Source organism: Mesorhizobium sp. U510, from assembly GCF_059180695.1.
Genome location: NZ_CP180532.1, coordinates 3,927,360 through 3,947,101 on the forward strand (window position 1 = coordinate 3,927,360; position 19,742 = coordinate 3,947,101).

The window sequence follows — 19,742 nt, forward strand, 5'->3', positions numbered from 1 at the left end:
GTCTCCTTTCGAGGGGCGAGGGATCAGGCCGTTCTGTGACGGTGATGGATGATGCGGGCGCGCAGAATGCCGCGCGTGCCGAACAGGATCGAGGCGAAGTAGACGACACCGGCCGACAGGATGATGGCAGGTCCGGACGGCAGCGAGGCGTGATAGGACAACAGCAGCCCGGCGATGCAGGAGGCAAAGCCGATCAGCACGGCCAGCACGCACATTGGCTCGACGCGCACCGTCCAGAAGCGGGCGGCTGCCGCCGGCAGCATCATCAGTCCGACCGACAGAAGCGTGCCGAGCGCCTGAAATCCGCCGACGAGGTTGAGCACGACGAGACCAAGGAAGATGAAGTGCACCGGGCTGCCCATGCGGCTGACCGAACGCAGGAACAGCGGATCGAGGCATTCGGCGACCAGCGCCCGCCAGAAGATGGCGAGGCTGACCAGCGTCACCGCGACGATGCCGCCGATCAGCGTCAGCGCCTCATTGTTGAGCGCCAGCACCGTGCCGAACAGCACATGCATGAGATCGACGCTTGAGCCGCGGATCGACACCATCAGCACGCCGATGGCCAGCGAAATCAGATAGAAGGCCGCCATCGAGGCGTCCTCGCGCTGGATGGTGAAACGCGAGACAGCACCGGCGCCGAGCGCGACGATAATACCGGCGATCAGCCCGCCAATGGTCATCGGCAGGATTTCCAGCCCATAGAACAGGAAGCCGGCGGCCGCGCCCGGCAGGATGGCATGCGCCATGGCGTCGCCCGACAGGCTCATGCGCCGCAGCATCAGGAAGACGCCGATCGGGCAGGCGCCCAACGACAGCATCAGCGAGCCGAACAGCGCCCGCTGCATGAAGCCGAAATCGGCGAACGGTGCGATGAACAGACCGTAGAGCGCGTCCATCAGACAGCCCTCGGCCCGGCGTCATGGTCGTGATCGTGGCCATGATGATCGTGGCCATGGGCATGATCATGACCGTGCCCGTCCGGCTCGCACCAGGGCGCGTTCTCCTCCCAGGCTTCATGGAAGCGACGGGCGCGCAGCAGGTTTTCCGGCTTCAGCGTCTCGCGCGTTTCGCCCCAGGCGATCGGCTGGCGGGCCAAAAGCAGCGTCTCCGGAAAATTCTGCCGCACCAGATCGAGATCATGGACGACGACCATGATGGTCCGTTCCTCGCCGTGCCAACGCTTGATCAGGGCGATCAGATCGCCGACCGTCTTGGCATCGACGGCGTTGAATGGCTCGTCGAGCAGGATCAGGTCGGCGTCCTGCAGCAGCACGCGGGCAAACAGCGTGCGCTGCAGCTGGCCACCCGACAGCGTGTCGATCGGCCGCTTCTCGAAGCCGCCGAGGCCGACCGCCATCAGCGCCTGGCTGACCGCCGCGCGATCCTCTGATGTGTAGCGGCCGAGCATGCCGCGCTTCGGCCAGAGACCGAGCGAGACCAGGTCGACGACGCGGGCGGGAAAGGAGCGATCGAGCTCCGATTGCTGCGGCAGGTAGGCGGCGCGCACGCCGGGTGCGCGAGCAACCTCACCGGCCATAGGCTTCAGCACGCCGACAATGCCCTTCATCAGCGTCGACTTGCCGGAGCCGTTGGCGCCGACAACGGCGGTCAGCGAGCCCTTGCGGATCGTGCCGTCGAGATGGTGGATCGCCGGGTGGCTGTTATAGCCCAGCGTCAGGTCACGAAATGTCAGGCAGGTCTGGGTCATGTCGGTCCGTGGAGCAGCGAAACCCGGCCGCGGGCAGGGCCGATTGGATATGTGATGTTATTACATTAGTCAACAAGCCAATCGGGCGGAATTGCGACCGACGGCTCAACTTGCCGTGAGTCCTCTGCGCACTGGTCCAAGGGGATTTGGCCCCGGCGGCCTTGCCCGAAGCGAACCGCAACTCTAAACAGTCGCCACCCATAACAGGAAGGAACCTCCCATGAGCATTCGTCGCATCGATGTTGGCCCGCGCATGAGTCAGATCGTCATCCACGGCAACACCGTCTATCTGGCCGGCCAGGTCGGCGAGCCCGGCGGCAACGTCGCCTCGCAGACCCGCGACATTCTGGCGGCCATCGACGAATTGCTGGCCAAGGCCGGCACCGACAAGACCAAGATCGTTCAGGCGATCATTTGGCTGGCGGACATGGGTACCTTCGCCGAGATGAATTCGGAATGGGACAAGTGGGTGCCGCAGGGCCACACCCCCGCCCGCGCCACCGGCGAAGCCAAGTTGGCTGGCCCGGAATATCTGGTCGAGATTATCGTTACGGCGGCGATTTAAGGCACGGCGCTGAAACTGCCAATCTCCCCCACAAGGGGGGAGATCGGGTCTTGTCCCGGACTGCGCAACTGCCCTTCGCTATGGCTCCGGGCGTTCGGCGTTCGAAAAGCCAAATCGTTGGCTTTTCGCCAGCCGTCGGCTGGACACGCCTCACCCCTGCGACGGCGTGAATCTCGCCACCAGCGTATGGCTTTCCGCCGGATAGATAAACCGCACATGGGTAACCGGGTGTTCAGCGCTCCAGGTGCGGCGCTCGACCACAAGGCATGGCGCGCCCGGATCGATGTCGAGCGCGTCGGCGATAGCCTCATCGGCGGCCATGGCGCGGATGCGATGCTCGGCCTCGCTCCATGGAACGCGGCCGATCAGCCAGGGGCCGGCGGCGATCTCCAGAAACTCTTCGTTCCCGGCTTCCGGAACCGCGGAAAGATTGATCAGGCGCTGCTCGAGTGCGAAGGGCCGTTCGCCGGCAAAATGCAGGCCTTCGATCCAGAGCACCGAGCCTGCGGCGGACAGGCCGAGCAGCGCTCTGTCGTCCGCATTGCTGCGGCGCTTGAGCTGTTCCAGCCGCTCGTAGCGATAGAGGAGGCCAAGCGCTTCGACTTCGATCCTGATGTCGTGAAGTTCCAGCACTGCTGCCTGCGACTGCGGCCGGCGGACGAAGCTGCCCGAGCGGCGGCGGCGTTCGATCAGCCCGGCCTTGGCCAACTGCGACAGCGCCTTGTTCACCGTCATGCGCGAGCAATTGTACTCGGTCGTCAGTTCGTGCTCGAACGGAATGCGATGTCCGGGCGCCCAGGCGCCCGACAGGATCTTTTCGCTGATGTCGGACAGGATGCGTTGGTGCAGGGAACCGCCGCTGTCCGCATCCGCCGTCTCGACCGTGCTCATGCCGAAAGCGCCCTCATCACGGCGCGAAAACGCTCGGCGATAGCTTCGCGCCTGGCATGCCTGCCGCCGCTGACCTGCTTCTTGCCGTGCACCCAGACGCAATCGATCGTGCTGCCATTGGCGAAGATCCAGGCGTCGAGGATGGCGTCGCCTGCCTTGCCGGCCAGAGAAGGATGGCCGGCGTCGAGCGAGACGAGATCTGCGGCGGCGCCGGCGGCGATCTGCGAGGCACCGGCGCCGAGCGCCTGGCTGCCGCCGTCGAGTGCTGCGTCGAACAGTGCCCGCCCGGTCGAGCCGCCGGCCACCGCCAGCACATTGCGGGCGCGGTGGGCGAGGCGCTGCGAATATTCGAGTTGGCGCAATTCGTCGGGCAGGCCGATCAGCACGTTGGAATCGGAGCCGATACCGAAGCGGCCGCCATGCTCGGTGAATAACGGCGCGGCAAACGTCCCGTCGCCGAGATTGGCCTCGGTGATCGGGCAAAGACCGGCGATGGCGCCGCTTTTGGCCATGCCGATGGTTTCGGCGTCGGTCATATGGGTGGCGTGGATCAGGCACCAGCGCCGGTCGATTTTGGTGTTGGCCAGCAGGAACTCGACCGGACGCGCGCCGGACCAGGCGAGGCAGTCCTCGACCTCCTTCACCTGTTCGGCGACGTGGATGTGGACCGGCCCATTCGGCGCCAAAGCAGCAATTTGGGTCAATTCCTCCGGCGTCGCGGCGCGCAGACTGTGCGGGGCGACGCCGACGACAGCTTGATTCAACGCGCGAACCGATTCGCTGGACTTCTCAACAAGCCGGGAGAACCGATTCACATCGTTGATGAATCGCCTTTGACCTTCGTTCGGAGCCGCTCCGCCGAAGGAGGAGTGCGCGTAAAACACCGGCAGCAGCGTCAGGCCGATACCGGTTTCGCCGGCGGCGGCGGCGATGCGCTCGGCCATCTCGGCAAGATTGGCGTAGGGGTTTCCGTCGCGGTCGTGGTGCAGATAGTGAAATTCGCCGACGCGGGAAAAACCGGCCTCCAGCATCTCGACATAGAGCTGCGCGGCGACCGCTTCGACCTGGTCTGGTGTCATCGATAGCGCAAAGCGGTACATCACCTCGCGCCAGCTCCAGAAACTGTCGGCCGACGGGCCGCGAAGCTCGGCAAGGCCGGCCATGCCGCGCTGGAAGGCATGGCTGTGCAGGTTCGGCATGCCGGGCACGAGAATGGCGTGGCGCTCATCACCGGCCTGCGGGGTGGCGCCGGCCTCGACTGAGGCGATGCGGCCATCATCGAGCGCGATCCTGACATTGCCTTGCCAGCCCTCGGGCAGCAGCGCCTGTTCCGCAAAGATCGCCGTCACGTCCGTCTCCAAATCTGCATGCCTAAGCGACGAGACCACTTGCGTCGCGTTTCGATATGTATATACATAATCGTCATCCTTTCAAATGGAAAAGATGATGGGTGGAGCAAACGGGAAGAGCGGCCTTCGTGTCTGGCGCAATGCGCGCCTGGCGACCATGGCCGACGGTGTGGCGGGCCTCGGCATTGTCGAGAAAGGCGCGATCGCCGCGCGCGATGGTCTCATTGTTTACGCCGGCGCGGAGGCCTCGATGCCGGCTTCGGCGGGGCAGGGCGCGGACACGGTCGATTGCGAGGGCCGCTGGATCACGCCGGGCATGATCGATTGCCACACGCATCTTGTCTATGCCGGCAACCGCGCCAATGAATTCGAGATGCGGCTGGCCGGCGCCACCTATGAGGAAGTCGCCCGGGCCGGCGGCGGCATTGTGTCTTCGGTCAAGTCGCTGCGCGCGGCAAACGAGGATGACCTTGTTGCCCAGACGCTGCCGCGCCTCGATGCGCTGATGGCCGAAGGTGTCACGACGGTCGAGGTCAAATCGGGCTATGGCCTCGATCTCGACAATGAGAAGAAGTCGTTGCGTGCCGCCCGCCGGCTGGCCAATGAGCGCCCCGTCACAATCCGCACGACCTGCCTCGCCGCGCACGCGCTGCCGCCCGAAGCCAAGGGCGACAAGGACGCCTTCATCGATCTCGTCGCCGCCACGATCCTGCCCGACGTCGCCGCTGAGAAACTTGCCGACGCCGTCGACGGTTTTTGCGAAGGCATCGCCTTTTCGCCGGAGCAGATCGCACGCGTCTTCGACAAGGCCAGAGCGCTCGGACTGCCCGTGAAACTCCATGCCGACCAGCTTTCGAATCTGCACGGCGCAGCACTTGCCGCCAGCTATGGCGCGTTGTCGGCGGATCATCTCGAATACACCGATGAGGCAGGCGCTGCCGCGATGGCGAAGGCCGGCACGGTGGCGACCATCCTGCCCGGCGCCTATTACTTCATCCGCGAAACCAAGAAGCCGCCTGTCGACCTGTTCCGCCGTCATGGCGTGAAGATGGCGGTGGCGACGGACAGCAATCCCGGCACCTCGCCGCTCACCTCGCTGTTGCTCACCATGAATATGGCCGCGACGCTTTTTGGCTTGACCGTCGATGAATGCCTTGCCGGCGTCACCCGCGAGGCTGCGCGTGCACTTGGCCTTCTCGACAAGGCCGGCACGCTGGAAGCCGGCAAATCCGCCGACCTGGCGATCTGGGACATCGAGCGCCCGGCCGAACTCGTTTACCGCATGGGCTTCAACCCGCTCCATGCCCGCATCTGGAGAGGACAATGACCGAACTGACCCTGAAGCCTGGCAATGCGACGCTGGCCGACTGGCGCGCCATCTACCGTGGCGCCGTGCCGAAGCTGGATGAGGCCTGCCGTCCAAGAATCAAGGCGAGCGCCGAGGCCGTCGCCCGGATCGTCGCCAAGGGCGAGCCGGTCTACGGCATCAACACCGGCTTCGGCAAACTGGCCAGCGTGCGCATCCCGGCCGGCGATCTCGAAACCTTGCAGCGCAATATCGTGCTGTCGCACGCCGCCGGCGTCGGCGAGCCGATGCCGGTCGCAATTGCCCGGCTGATGATGGCGTTGAAACTTGCCAGCCTGGCGCAGGGTGCGTCCGGGGTGCGACCCGAAACCATCGATTTGCTGGAAGCGATGCTCGCCAACGACGTCATCCCGGTGGTGCCGGCGCAAGGTTCCGTCGGCGCGTCCGGCGATCTTGCACCGCTGTCCCACATGACGGCGGTGATGATCGGCGTCGGCGAATGCTTTACCCCGCATGGTCGTTTCCCGGCCAAGGTCGCTTTCGTCTCGCACGGCCTCGAGCCGGTGACGCTGGGCGCCAAGGAAGGTCTGGCGCTGCTCAACGGCACGCAGTTTTCGACCGCCTATGCGCTCGCCGCTCTGTTCGAAGCCGAAGTGCTCTACCAGTCGGCGCTGGTTGCTGGCGCGCTGTCGACCGATGCCGCCAAGGGGTCCGACGCGCCGTTCGACCCGCGCATTCATCTCCTGAGAAAGCACCGTGGCCAGATCGAGACGGCGGAGGCACTGCGCAATCTGATGGCCGGTAGCGCCATCCGTGAATCGCATCGTGTCGGCGACGAGCGCGTGCAGGATCCCTATTGCCTGCGCTGCCAGCCGCAGGTGATGGGCGCCGCGCTCGACGTGTTGCGCAAGGCGGCCGATACGCTCGGCACCGAGGCCAATGGCGTCACCGACAATCCGCTGATCTTCGCCGAGGATGACACGGCCCTTTCCGGCGGCAATTTCCACGCCGAGCCGGTGGCTTTCGCCGCCGACATGATCGCACTGGCCGTCTGCGAGATCGGCTCGCTGTCGGAACGCCGCGTCGCCATGCTGGTCGATCCGGCGCTGTCAGGCATGCCGGCCTTCCTGACGCCCAAGCCGGGCCTCAACTCCGGCTTCATGATCCCGCAGGTGACGGCGGCCGCACTCGTTTCGGAAAACAAGCAGAAGGCCTATCCGGCCAGCGTCGATTCGATCCCGACCTCGGCCAACCAGGAAGACCACGTGTCGATGGCGGCACACGGCGCACGCCGGCTGATCGGCATGGTCGAGAACGCCACGGCGGTGATCGGCATCGAATTGCTGGCCGCCGCGCAAGGCTGTGACTTCCACCAGCCGCTGGCGTCGAGCAACGCGTTGGAAGCGGTACGCAAACTGGTCCGGGCTGAAGTGCCGCATCTCGACAATGACCGCCACTTCCACCCCGACATGGAAAAGGCAATCGCCATGGTGCGCAGCGGTGCGACCGTCAGGGCTGCCGGCGCGGTGGCGCTGCCGTCGATCGCGGGAGCGGCATGATGACTGCCACACCCTGGCTTACCGTCAGCCGAGGCACAGCACCGCTGCTGGTGTCGATCCCGCACACTGGCATCGACCTCGCCGGCCTCGAACCCCGGCTGGTGTCGCCCTGGCTCGGCCGCCGCGATTGTGACTGGTGGATCGACAAGCTTTATGACTTCGCCAACGACCTCGGCGCAACCGTCGTTCACACGGCCATCTCGCGAACCGTGATCGACGTCAATCGCGACCCATCCGGCGCCTCGCTCTACCCCGGCCAGGCGACCACCAGCCTGTGCCCGACCGAGACCTTCGACGGTGACCCGCTCTACCGCGAGGGCGAGGAGCCGGGACCGTCGGAGGTCGACGAGCGTCGCGAAAAATTCTTCGTGCCTTACCATGCTGCCTTGCAGGCCGAAATCGACCGCTTGCGTGGCCTGCATGACAACATCGTCCTCTACGATTGCCATTCGATCCGTTCGGTATTGCCGCGTCTGTTCGAAGGCACGCTGCCAGTCTTCAACCTCGGCACCAACGACGGCAAGAGCGCCGATCCCATCCTGCAGGAAAGGGTCGCCGCAATCCTGGTCGGAACTGGCGAGACATGGGTCGTCAATGGTCGCTTCAAGGGCGGCTGGATCACGCGCCATTTCGGCCAGCCACAAAGCGGCGTGCATGCGCTGCAGATGGAGCTCTCCAACCGTGGCTACATGCGCGAGCCCGAGGAGAAGGGCTCGCCTGACAATTGGCCGGTGCCTTACGAAGCCGGATTTGCGGCGCCGATCCGCGTAACGCTGGAGAACATTCTGAAAACCGCGATTGCCTGGGCGCAGGGCTGATCGGCAATTCTTCGGAGGAACGCAGTGACCGGACATGTCAGGACATTCCTTCTCGCGGGGGGGCTGGTTCTAGCTGCAATCGTTTCGGCATTCGCCGCCGAAGTGGCGATGAAAGGGCCGGAAATCCTTGCCGATCTGAAGGGCGCGCAGGTCCAGGGCGACGGCTGGTCCCAAGACTTCGATGACGGCGGCGCAACAAGCTATGCCAGAGGCGGCAGTCACCAGATAGGCCGCTGGGACGTGCGGGGTGACCAGTACTGCTCGCTGTGGCCGCCCTCTGATGTTTGGGCCTGCTACACCATGACGATCGATTCCTCCAATCCTGCCAACGAGCGGATCACTTGGATTAGCGCCGACGGCTCCCGCAGCACCGCGCATCTCATTCGAAAGGGACAATGATGAACAATCCTCGCCACAACATCCGTGAAGTGCGCAGCCCCCGCGGCGACAAGCTCAACGCCCGATATTGGACGACCGAAGCGCCGCTGCGCATGCTGATGAACAATCTCGACCCCGATGTCGCCGAGAACCCCAACGAACTGGTCGTTTATGGCGGCATCGGTCGGGCGGCACGCACCTGGAACGATTTCGACAGCATCGTCGCCTCGCTGAAGACGCTTGGCGAGGACGAGACGCTGCTGGTGCAGTCCGGCAAGCCGGTCGGCGTGTTCCGCACCCACACCGATGCGCCGCGTGTGCTGATCGCCAATTCCAACCTCGTGCCGCACTGGGCGACCTGGGACAAATTCAACGAGCTCGATAAAAAGGGCCTGATGATGTACGGCCAGATGACGGCCGGTTCGTGGATCTATATCGGCACGCAGGGCATCGTGCAGGGCACGTATGAAACCTTTGTTGAAGCTGGCCGCCAGCACTACGGCGGCAACCTCAAGGGAAAGTGGATCCTGACCGGCGGCCTCGGCGGCATGGGCGGCGCACAGCCGCTGGCCGCCGTCATGGCTGGCGCCTGCTGCCTGGCCATCGAATGCAACCCGGACTCCATCGATTTTCGCCTGCGCACCCGCTACGTCGACGAGAAAGCCGAGACGCTCGACGAAGCGATGGAAATGATCGAGCGCTGGACCAAGGCCGGCGAGGCGAAGTCGGTCGGCCTGCTCGGCAATGCCGCCGAGATCGTGCCGGAAATGTTCAGGCGCGGCATCCGCCCCGATATGGTCACCGACCAGACTTCGGCCCACGACCCGATCAACGGCTATCTGCCGAAGGGCTGGACCATGGCCGAGTGGCGCGAGAAGCGCGTCAGCGACCCCAAGGCGGTCGAGAAGGCTGCCCGCGCTTCCATGCGTGAACATGTCGAGGCGATGGTGGCCTTCTGGAACGCCGGCGTGCCGACGCTAGACTATGGCAACAACATCCGCCAGGTCGCCAAGGACGAAGGGTTCGAGAACGCCTTCGCCTTCCCGGGTTTCGTGCCGGCCTATATCCGTCCGCTGTTCTGCCGTGGCATCGGCCCGTTCCGCTGGGCCGCACTCTCTGGCGATCCGGAGGATATCTACAAGACCGACGCCAAGGTGCGCGAACTGACGCCTGGCAACACCCATCTGCACAACTGGCTGGACATGGCGCGCGAGCGCATCGCCTTCCAGGGCCTGCCGGCGCGCATCTGCTGGGTCGGTCTCGGCGACCGCCATCGGCTCGGCCTCGCCTTCAACGAGATGGTCGCCAAGGGCGAACTCAAGGCGCCGGTCGTCATCGGCCGCGATCACCTCGATTCCGGCTCGGTCGCTTCGCCGAACCGCGAAACGGAGGCGATGAAGGACGGCTCCGATGCCGTCTCCGACTGGCCTCTGCTCAATGCATTGCTCAACACCGCGTCGGGCGCCACCTGGGTGTCGCTGCATCATGGCGGCGGCGTCGGCATGGGTTTTTCCCAGCATGCCGGCATGGTCATCGTCGCCGACGGTACGCAGGATGCCGCCAGGCGCCTGGAGCGCGTGCTGTGGAACGATCCGGCGACCGGCGTCATGCGTCATGCCGATGCCGGCTACGATATCGCCATCGAGTGCGCCAAGGAGCATCAGCTCAATTTGCCCGGCATTCTCGGCTGATAGGCTGAAATCATGCGCATTCTTCGTGCCGTCGACTACCGCGTCATGCCGTGGAAGAACGGCGGCGGCACGACGACCGAGATGGCCGTCTCGCCTGACGGCGCCGGCCTTGACGAGTTCGACTGGCGCATGTCGATGGCCCGCGTCGAGGGCAGTGGGCCGTTTTCCAGCTTTGCCGGCATAGATCGCACGTTGTCGGTGCTGGAAGGCGAGGGGATCGTGCTCGATGTCGCCGACCGGCCCGCGGTGCGGCTGACGCCGGCATCCGCGCCTTTTGCCTTTCCAGCCGACCTGCCGACCAGCGCCGCGTTGATCGCCGGCCCGATCACCGATCTCAACGTCATGACGCGCCGCGGCCGCATGCTGCATTCGGTCGAGCGGCTGGCGATTTCGCAGCCTGTGGACATCGCGACCCGGGCCGGTTCGACCCTCATCCTTTGTCAGAAGGGCGAAGCTTTCTTCCCCGAGGCCGGGTCAATTCGCCTCGGGTCGCTCGACACGCTGGTGATCGGGCCGGATGCTCCCATCCTGAAGGTCGAGCCGGCGCGGGATACGACGCTGTTCGTGGTCCGGATAACCGCCGCCGCCTGAGGCTTCGCGCCAACGGTTACCGCCTGTTTCCAAACATGATCGCAATACGGGCGAAATATAGCGTAAGCTCCTGCCGGCATCACGAAAAAGCCCGAATCCTCTCCGCCGATCGAACCCGACGGGAGCGAGGGGCGCTCGTCTTTGAGTTCAGTCGAAAGATGACGCTCTGTCGTGGTGCGGAAACAAACTTTCGGCATAGGGGTTGATGCAACCAATTGCATTTGAACCGGTTTTAGGGCCATTGCCGTGGCGGTGACGCCGCTGAGTGCCCGCTTACGGAATTTTCAATGAATATTCAGACGAATCCTGCCCAGATCGAGAAGACAAGCGCGAGCTTTCCGGCCATTACGGAAGAGCCGATAAGGTCGACATTCCTGCCGGAGGAGCGCCTGAGGCTGCTCGGTGAAAGCCTGGCAAAGGGCGATCTCGCCGACCTTTTCGGCCTGATCCCATTTGATTTCCAGGCCCGCATCCGCGACAGCGCCAAGAAGATCCTCGAAGTCTACCGTTCGACCAATGCGGCGCAGGCCAAGGGTGAGACGATCACGCCGGCCGCGCAATGGCTGCTCGACAACAATTATCTGGTCGAAGAGACCATTTTCCAGGTCAAGCGCGATCTGCCGCGCCGCTTCTATCGTCAGCTGCCGACGCTGAAACTGCCTGACGGCGGCACCGTGCCGCGTGCGCTGGCGCTGGCCTGGACCTATGTGGCGCATTCGGACAGTTCCGTCTCGGCGACCATGTTCAAGTCCATCGTCCAGGGTTTTCAGTCAGTCGAGCCGCTGAAGATCGGTGAACTCTGGGCGCTGCCATCGCTTTTGCGCTTCGTGCTTATCGAAAATCTCCGCCGGCTGGCCGTCAGGGTCAATCGCACCCGCCAGATGCGCCAGATCGCCAACGATGTGGCCGACAAGGTGCTGGCGACCGACGAGAGTGCCGACCGCCAGGCGATCCTGGCCAATTTCAGCGCTCACGCACAGGACACCACCTTTGCCACGCAGCTTCTCTATCGCTTGCGCGATGGTTCGCAGAATGCCGGCAAGGCCCTGGAATGGCTGGAAGGCGAGCTCGAAAAGACCGGCTCCGATGCCGAGGAGATCATCATCTCCGAGCATCACACGCTGTCCAGCGGCAATGTGACGACCGGCAACATCATCCGCGGCCTGCGCCTCATCAACGACGTCGACTGGACGGTGTGGTTCGAAGGCGTCAGCCGCATCGACACCGTGCTGCGCGAGCGCACCGATTTTGCCGCGCTCGATTTCTTCTCGCGCGACCAATACCGCACCGCGATCGAGGAACTTGCCCGCCGCTCGAACCTGTCGGAATACCGCGTCGCCGAAAAGGCGATCGAACTGGCCGGCCAGGCCGCTAGCGAACACGCCGCCGGCGAACATGTATCGGCCGGCGATGGCGACGATTCCGCGCCGGCTCCGTCCGCGCATACCGATGTCGGCTTCTTCCTCGTCGGTCCGCGCCGTCTGGAGCTGGAAAAAGCGATCGGCTATCGGCCCACCATCAGCCAGACGGTCAAGCGGACGTTCACCAAGACCGGATGGTTGGGCATTGTCCTGCCGGTCTTCGCGCTGACGGCCCTGCTTCTCGTCCTCACCGGCAATGCGTTGGCCAATCTCGGCCTGTCGGTGACCTCGATCGTCCTGATGCTGGCGCTGTTTGCCGTGCCGGCGAGCGAGGGCGCGCTGGCCTTCTTCAACACGGTGGTCTCGCTCTTCCTCAAGCCGACACGCCTGATCGGTTACGATTACAGGCACGGTGTGCCGCCCGAGGCGCGCACGCTGGTGGTTGTGCCGTCGCTGATCGGCTCGCGCGACGATGTCGAGGAGAACATCCGCAACCTCGAAGTCCATTACCTTGCCAATCTGGTGGACGAGATCCATTTCGCGCTGCTGTCGGACTGGCCCGACAGCAAGATCGAGATCGATGCGGCCGACACCGAGATTCTCGAATATGCCCGCGCCGAGATCGCCCGTCTCAACGCCCGCTATCCCTCGGAAGGCGCGCCGCGCTTCTATATCCTGCACCGCCGCCGCCTCTTCAACGCCGCTCAAGGGGCCTGGATGGGCTGGGAGCGCAAGCGCGGCAAGCTGCATGAGCTTGACCTTCTGCTGCGCGGCGACAGCGACACCACTTTCTTGCCGCTCGACGTGCCGCTGCCGGAAAAAGTCGTCCATGTTATGACGCTCGACGCCGACACGCGCACCACCCGCGACGCGGTGGCGAGCCTCGTCGGCAAGCTCTGCCACCCGCTCAACCGCCCGCATTTCGACGCCGCCAGGCGCGTCGTCACCGCCGGTTACACGATCCTGCAGCCGCGCATCACCGCTTCGCTGACATCAGGCGACGAGGCCTCGTTCTTCCAGCGTGTGTTCTCGGCCAATCGCGGCCTCGACCCCTATGTCTTCGCCGTTTCCGACCTCTACCAGGATGTCTTCAGCGACGGGTCCTTCACTGGTAAGGGCCTCTACCATGTCGATGCCTTCGAGGCCGCCCTGCAAGGCCGCATCGAGGAAAACACCGTCCTCAGCCACGATCTGCTCGAAGGCGCGCTGGCGCGCGCTGCACTGGTCACCGACGTCGAACTGGTCGAGGACTATCCGACCCGCTACTCGGTCGACGCCTCGCGTCACCATCGCTGGGCACGCGGCGACTGGCAGCTTCTGGGCTTCATCCTCGATCCGCGCTCCGGCGTTCCGGCCCTGTCGCGCTGGAAGATGGTCGACAATCTGCGCCGCTCGCTGACGCCGATCTTCTGGGTGATGGCGGCGATCGCAGGCTGGACCCTGCTGCCCTTCACGCAGGCCGCGCAATGGCAGGCCTTGCTGATCCTCAGCCTGTTCATGGCGCCGACCTTCGACGTGGTCAACGCCATCCTGCCCAAGAGCGGCGACCAGACGCCGCGCGGCCATTTCTCGGCGCTGGCGCGCGACGTCGCCTTCGGCACCGCCATGGTGGCGCTGAAGATCGTGCTGATGGCGCACAATGCCTGGATGATGGGCGACGCCATCGTGCGCACGCTCTACCGGTTGTTCGTCAGCCGCCAGAATCTTTTGGAATGGCGCACCGCTTCCCAGGCGCACAAGGCCGGCGACAACGATGTCGGCTCCTATTACGGCATGATGTACGGCGCCGTGATCATCGGTTTCGTCGGCCTGGCCATTCCGGTGCTGGCCGATTCCACCGGCGCCTTCGTCGCCTTCTTCTTCGCCCTATTCTGGATCGGCTCGCCGGCGATTGCCAGCTGGATCAGCCGCTCGGCCGAAACCGAGGACCGGCTGCGTATATCGCAGGCCGATATCCATACGCTGCGCACTATTGCGCGGCGCACCTGGCACTATTTCGAGAGCTTCGTCACGGCGGAGCATCACAATCTGCCGCCGGACAATTTCCAGGAAAGCCCGGCACCGGTCGTGGCGCCGCGCACGTCGCCGACCAATGTCGGCGTCTATCTCCTGTCGGTGGTCTCGGCGCGCGATTTCGGCTGGATCAGCCTGTCGGATGCCATCACCCGCATCGACGCCACCATGACGACCATAGAGAGCATGCCGCGCCACCGCGGCCATCTCTTCAACTGGTACGACACCACGACGCTGAAGCCGCTCTACCCGCTGTACATTTCGGCTGTCGACAGCGGCAATCTCGCCGGCCATTTGGTGGCTGTGGCGGCTGCCTGTGCCGAATGGGCTGAAGCGCCTTCCGTTCACCTCCAGGGTGATTTCGAAGGCATTCTCGACACGGTGACCATCCTGAGCGAGAGCCTCGATGAGTTGCCCGACGACCGCCGTCAGCTCAGGCCTCTGCGCCAGCGCCTCGTCGATCGCCTGGACGGCATGCGGCGCGCCGTCGAGACGATCAAGGCGCAGCCGGAAATGGCCTCGATCCGCACCATCAACCTCGCCGTGCTGGCGGGCGAGATCCGCAAGCTGGCCACCGCCATCCACACCGAGGCGGCGTCGGCCCAGAGCGACGTCATCGTCGACTGGGCGGCGAGGCTGGAAGCCACTTGCGAGGCGCATGTCCATGATGCCCACAGCGACGACAACGCCGTCGAAGCGCTACGCGCCAAACTTCTGACCTTGCGCGAGCGCACCCGTCGTTTCGCCTTCGAGATGGAATTCGCCTTCCTGATGCGGCCGGAGCGTAAGCTGCTGTCGATCGGCTATCGGGTCGAGGAGCACCAGCTCGACGAAAGCTGCTACGACCTTCTCGCCTCCGAGGCGCGGCTGACCAGCCTGTTCGCCATCGCCAAGGGCGACCTGCCGACCGAACATTGGTTCCGGCTCGGCCGTCCGATCGTCGAGATCGGCTTCCAGGGCGCGCTGATGTCCTGGTCGGGCTCGATGTTCGAGTATCTGATGCCGCCGCTGGTGATGAAGGAGGCGCAGGGCTCGATCCTCAACCAGACCAGCAAACTCATCATCAAGCGCCAGATCCAGTACGGTCGCCAGAAAAACGTGCCCTGGGGCATTTCGGAAGCGGCCTACAACGCCCGCGACCGCGAACTGACCTACCAGTACACCAATTTCGGCGTGCCCGGGCTTGGGCTGAAGCGCGGCCTTGGCCAGAACACGGTGATAGCCCCCTACGCCACCATATTGGCGGCGCAGTTCAACCCGCGCGAAGCCGTGCACAATCTGGCGCGTCTGCGCGACATCGGTGCGCTTGGCCCGCATGGCTTTTACGATGCGGTCGATTTCACGCCGCAGCGGGTGCCTGAAGGGACCAACCACGCGGTCGTGCTGAACTACTATGCGCACCATTCGGGCATGTCGATCGCGGCGGTCGCCGACGCGATCTTCGAGGGTCGCCTGCGCGACCGTTTCCACAGCGACCCGGTCATTGAATCGGCTGAACTCCTGCTGCAGGAAAGGGCCCCGCGCGACATCCCGACCGCGACCGTCAGGACCGAGGCGGACGAGCGCGCCAAGGACGAGACCGAAACCGAGAGCCCCGACACCCGCATCGTGCTCGATCCGCTGCGGTCGCTCCGCTCGACCAATGTGATGTCGAACGGCCGTTATTCGGTGATGGTGACGGCAACCGGCTCCGGCTACAGCCGCTGGGGCGATCTTTCCGTTACGCGCTGGCAACCGGACCCGGTCGAGGACCGTCTCGGTTCCTACATCTTCCTGCGTGACGTCAGCACCGGCGACTGGTGGTCGGCAACGGCGGAGCCAAAGCGCGCGGCAGAGGAGAAGGTGCAGACCCTGTTCTCCGACGACAAGGCGAGCTTCGTCAAACTGGTCGGCACATTGCGCTCCGAGGTCGAATGCATCGTCGTTTCCGAAGGCAATGGCGAAGGCCGTCGTATCACGCTCTACAATGAAAGCACGTCCGATCGTTTCATCGAGGTGACGTCCTTTGCCGAACTGGTACTGGGTTTGGAGGCGTCCGATAACGCGCATCCGGCCTTCTCCAAGATGTTCGTGGAGACTGAAATCGCCGCCAATAAAGGAGCGATCTTCGCCACGCGCCGCAAGCGCGAGACCAGCGAGCCCGATATCACGCTGGCGCATTTCGTCACCGATCCGTCCGGACCGGCGCGCGATGCCGAGGCCGAGACCGACAGGCGCGCCTTCATCGGCCGTGGCCGCTCGATCGTCGATGCCGCGGCTTTCGATCCGGGCGCCAGGCTCGGCGGCCATTCCGGCTTTACGCTCGATCCCATCGCCTCGCTGCGCCGCCAGGTGCGCGTGCCCGCCAACAAGAAGATATCGCTGACCTTCTGGACCGTGGTCGGGGCCAACCGCACCGAGCTGGAAGAAGCGATAAACCGCCTCGACCATCAGGAGAGCTTTGCCCGCCAGGCCATGCTTGCCTGGACGCGCAGCCAGGTGCAGACCCGCCATATGGGCCTCAGCCTGACCGATGCCGCCAATGTGCAGAAACTGGCGCGCTATCTGATCTACCCCGACGCGTTCCTGCGCTTGCCGGCCGAATCCCTCGCTTCGGGCCTGGGCAAACAGTCGAGCCTGTGGCCGACCAGCATTTCGGGCGATTTCCCGATCTTCCTGGTCAGGATCGGCGACGTAGCCGATCTGGAAATCGTCGCCCAGGCGCTGCGCTTCCAGGAATATATGCGCACCCGCGGCATGATGATCGACTTCGTCGTCGTCAACGAGCAGGCTTCGTCCTATGTCCAGGACCTGCAGCGCGCGGTCGAGACGCTGTGCGAAAACAGCCGTCTGCGCGGCAAGGAACTCGGTCCCCGCCAGCACATTTTCGCGGTGCGCCGCGACCTGATGGAAGAGACCACCTACAAGACGCTGCTCGCCGTCGCCCGGGTGGTGCTGCATACGCGCAACGGCACCATCTTCGATCAGATCGAACGGGCCGAGGCGGCTGCCTTGCAGGCGCGCGATGGCTTGCCGTCCACCGGATCGCCGGCTCCGCGCGAAATCCCGGCGGCGCATGCCTTTGCCTCGCAGTCAGTGGCGGATGTCAGTGCCGATGGCTCTGGCCTCAGCCAATGGAACGGCTTTGGCGGTTTCGACGGCGACGGACGGCACTATGTGGTGCGTCTGGCTGGCCGGCGCACCACGCCGCAGCCCTGGATCAATGTCGTTTCCAACGCCTCGTTCGGTTTCCATACGTCGGCCGAGGGTGCTGCCTTCACCTGGAGCCGCAACAGCCGCGATTACCAGTTGACGCCGTGGTCCAACGATCCGGTCTCGAACCGGCCGGGAGAGGGCATCTATATCTACGATCAGGCTAGCGGCAGGGCGTTCTCGCCGATCGCCGCCGTGGTGCGCGATCCCTCGATGACCTACGAGGCCTGGCATGGCCAGGGCTTCTCCACCTTCCGCTCGAAGCGTGGGCCTTTGTCGATGGACCTGACCCATGTGGTCGACCCCGTCGATCCGGTGAAGATCACGCGGCTGCGCATCCAGAATTCAGGCGCGGTGCCGGCGCGGCTGCGCGTCTATGCCTACGCCGAATGGGTGCTTGGCGGGCATCGGTCGCGGACGGCCGCCACCATCGTCCCGTCCCGCGACGGGGCGACCGGCGCGTTGCTGGCGCAAAACCCCTATGGGCTCGATTTCAGCGAGCGGGTGGCTTTCCTCGCCGCCGATGCCGCTGTTCATTCGGTGACGGCGGATCGCTCCGAATTCCTCGGCCGGCACGGGTCCAGCGAGCTGCCGCACGCGGTGCTGACCGGCGCGGCCCTGTCGGGCCGTGTCGAAGCCGGGGATGACCCCTGCGCGGCGATCGCCCGCGACGTCGAGATTCCGGCCGGCGGCGACGTCACGCTGCTGTGGCTGCTCGGCGATGCCGACACCCCCGCGCAGGCGAGCGCGCTGGTGCAGGCGCACCGAGGCAAGGATTTCGACCAGCGCCTGGCTGACAATGAGCGCGAGTGGCGCGGTTTCCTCGACACCATTCAGGTCGAGACGCCGGACAAGGCGCTCGATGCCATGGTCAATCACTGGCTGCCCTATCAGAGCCTGGCCTGCCGCATCCGCGCCCGCTCGGCCTTCTACCAGGCAAGCGGCGCCTTCGGCTTCCGCGACCAGCTGCAGGACACGCTGGCGCTGCTGGCGCATGATCCGACCCTGGCGCGCGACCAGATCCTCAACGCCGCGCGGCGGCAGTTCCCGGAAGGCGACGTGCAGCACTGGTGGTTGCCGCGCACCGGAGCCGGCGTGCGTACCATGATCTCCGACGATGTGGTCTGGCTGGCCCACGCCACGGCGCGCTATCTCAGTGTGACCGGCGACGCCGCCATCCTCAAGGAGCAACTGCCCTTCATCGACGGGCAGGCGCTGGGCGAGGGCGAACACGATGCCTTCTTCACCCCGGAAATCTCGAAGAAGACGGTGTCGCTTTACGACCATTGCGCGCGTGCGCTCGACCTGGCCATCAAGCGCAGCAGTCCTGCCGGCCTGCCGCTGATCCTTGGCGGCGACTGGAACGACGGCATGAACCGTGTCGGCGAGCACGGCAAGGGCGAGAGTGTGTGGCTAGGCTGGTTCCTGCTGAAGACGCTGGGCGACTTCGCCGCCGTCGCCAAGAGCGAGGGCGACAGCAAGCGAGCGCAGACCTGGGTAAAGCATGCCGAGGCGCTGAAGCGGGCGCTTGAGAGCACGGCATGGGATGGCGAGTGGTACCGGCGCGGCAGTTTTGACGACGGCACGCCCTTGGGGTCGCGCACCTCCGAAGAGTGCAGGATCGACTCCATCGCCCAGTCCTGGAGCGTGCTTTCGGGCGAGGGCGACCCGGCGCGGTCGACGACGGCGATGCAGCAGGCGACCAACCTGCTCGTCGACGACAAGCTCAAGATCGTCAAACTGTTCACGCCGCCCTTCTCGAAGACGCAGAAGGACCCCGGCTACATCAAGAGCTATCCGCCCGGTGTGCGCGAGAATGGCGGCCAGTACACGCATGCGGCGACGTGGTTCGTCATAGCGCTGGCCGAGATGGGGCAGACGGACGAGGCCTATCGCTGCTTCTCCATGCTGAACCCGGTCAACCACGCATCCGACGAGGCCTCGGCCGAGCAATACCGCGTCGAACCCTATGTGGTGGCGGCCGATATCTATGCCGGAGACGACAAGGGCGGGCGCGGCGGCTGGACCTGGTACACCGGCTCGGCGGGCTGGCTCTACCGGGCGGCGGTCGAAGGCATTCTCGGCATCGAACGGCGCGGCAAGCAGATCACGTTCCGGCCGAAACTGCCCAGCCATTGGGATGGCTACCAGGCTTCCCTGAAGATGCTGGGCGCCGAGATCAAGGTTCATGTCGTTCGCGATAAAAAGACCAAGACGATCTCGCTTGAAGTCGACGGCTCGAAAACAAAGTCCGCCTCCTTCGAACCCAAAGCTGGTACCAAGACCGAGGTCGTGGTCAAGATACCGGCGTAAAATC

Annotated in this window: 12 protein-coding genes; 8 read left to right on the forward strand and 4 right to left on the reverse strand. The window is 64.7% G+C overall.

From position 1 onward, the window contains the following. Positions 1–23: 23 nt before the first annotated feature. Positions 24–899 carry a zinc ABC transporter permease AztB gene (gene aztB / locus ACLGL5_RS20530; protein ID WP_019857527.1) on the reverse strand — a complete coding sequence of 292 codons (876 nt, stop codon included), beginning with the start codon at positions 897–899 and terminating at the stop codon, positions 24–26. Continuing rightward, positions 899–1,711, reverse strand: a complete 813-nt coding sequence (gene aztA, locus ACLGL5_RS20535) for a zinc ABC transporter ATP-binding protein AztA (protein ID WP_069091914.1) — start codon at positions 1,709–1,711, stop codon at positions 899–901. Before aztA ends, aztB begins: the two co-directional genes overlap by 1 nt. Positions 1,712–1,931: 220 nt before the next feature. Between aztA and ACLGL5_RS20540 the strand changes: the two genes are divergently transcribed. Further along, positions 1,932–2,276, forward strand: coding sequence for a RidA family protein (locus ACLGL5_RS20540; RefSeq protein WP_019857529.1), 345 nt, complete (start codon positions 1,932–1,934; stop codon positions 2,274–2,276). Positions 2,277–2,426: 150 nt separating this feature from the next. Here the strand turns inward: ACLGL5_RS20540 and hutC are convergent, their stop codons facing one another. Both hutC and ACLGL5_RS20550 read right to left on the reverse strand, forming a co-directional pair. Then, on the reverse strand, positions 2,427–3,167 hold the full coding sequence (gene hutC, locus ACLGL5_RS20545; RefSeq protein WP_069091915.1) for a histidine utilization transcriptional repressor HutC: 741 nt from the start codon (positions 3,165–3,167) through the stop codon (positions 2,427–2,429). After that, positions 3,164–4,516 carry a formimidoylglutamate deiminase gene (locus ACLGL5_RS20550; RefSeq protein WP_069093384.1) on the reverse strand — a complete coding sequence of 451 codons (1,353 nt, stop codon included), beginning with the start codon at positions 4,514–4,516 and terminating at the stop codon, positions 3,164–3,166. Before ACLGL5_RS20550 ends, hutC begins: the two co-directional genes overlap by 4 nt. Positions 4,517–4,613: 97 nt before the next feature. On the opposite strand from ACLGL5_RS20550, the gene hutI reads away from it, so the two are divergent. The 7 genes from hutI to ACLGL5_RS20585 all read left to right on the forward strand — a co-directional run bounded on the left by hutI (position 4,614) and on the right by ACLGL5_RS20585 (position 19,738). Then, positions 4,614–5,843, forward strand: coding sequence for an imidazolonepropionase (gene hutI / locus ACLGL5_RS20555; protein ID WP_171903281.1), 1,230 nt, complete (start codon positions 4,614–4,616; stop codon positions 5,841–5,843). Next, the gene (hutH, locus tag ACLGL5_RS20560) at positions 5,840–7,381 is read left to right on the forward strand and encodes a histidine ammonia-lyase (protein WP_069091917.1); all 1,542 of its coding nucleotides are present in this window, start codon (positions 5,840–5,842) and stop codon (positions 7,379–7,381) included. The genes hutI and hutH overlap by 4 nt, the downstream gene beginning before the upstream one ends. Further along, the gene (gene hutG / locus ACLGL5_RS20565; RefSeq protein WP_069091918.1) at positions 7,381–8,199 is read left to right on the forward strand and encodes an N-formylglutamate deformylase; all 819 of its coding nucleotides are present in this window, start codon (positions 7,381–7,383) and stop codon (positions 8,197–8,199) included. Before hutH ends, hutG begins: the two co-directional genes overlap by 1 nt. 24 nt (positions 8,200–8,223) lie before the next feature. After that, positions 8,224–8,598 carry a hypothetical protein gene (locus ACLGL5_RS20570; RefSeq protein ID WP_069091919.1) on the forward strand — a complete coding sequence of 125 codons (375 nt, stop codon included), beginning with the start codon at positions 8,224–8,226 and terminating at the stop codon, positions 8,596–8,598. Continuing rightward, positions 8,595–10,268 (forward strand): urocanate hydratase, encoded by a 1,674-nt coding sequence (hutU, locus tag ACLGL5_RS20575; protein WP_171903282.1) that lies wholly within the window; start codon positions 8,595–8,597, stop codon positions 10,266–10,268. The genes ACLGL5_RS20570 and hutU overlap by 4 nt, the downstream gene beginning before the upstream one ends. Before the next feature lie 12 nt (positions 10,269–10,280). After that, positions 10,281–10,859, forward strand: coding sequence for a HutD/Ves family protein (locus ACLGL5_RS20580; RefSeq protein WP_069091920.1), 579 nt, complete (start codon positions 10,281–10,283; stop codon positions 10,857–10,859). Between the two features lie 287 nt (positions 10,860–11,146). Then, entirely contained in the window at positions 11,147–19,738 is an 8,592-nt protein-coding gene (locus ACLGL5_RS20585) for a glycoside hydrolase family 94 protein (protein ID WP_069091921.1), read from the forward strand. Positions 19,739–19,742: the final 4 nt, after the last annotated feature.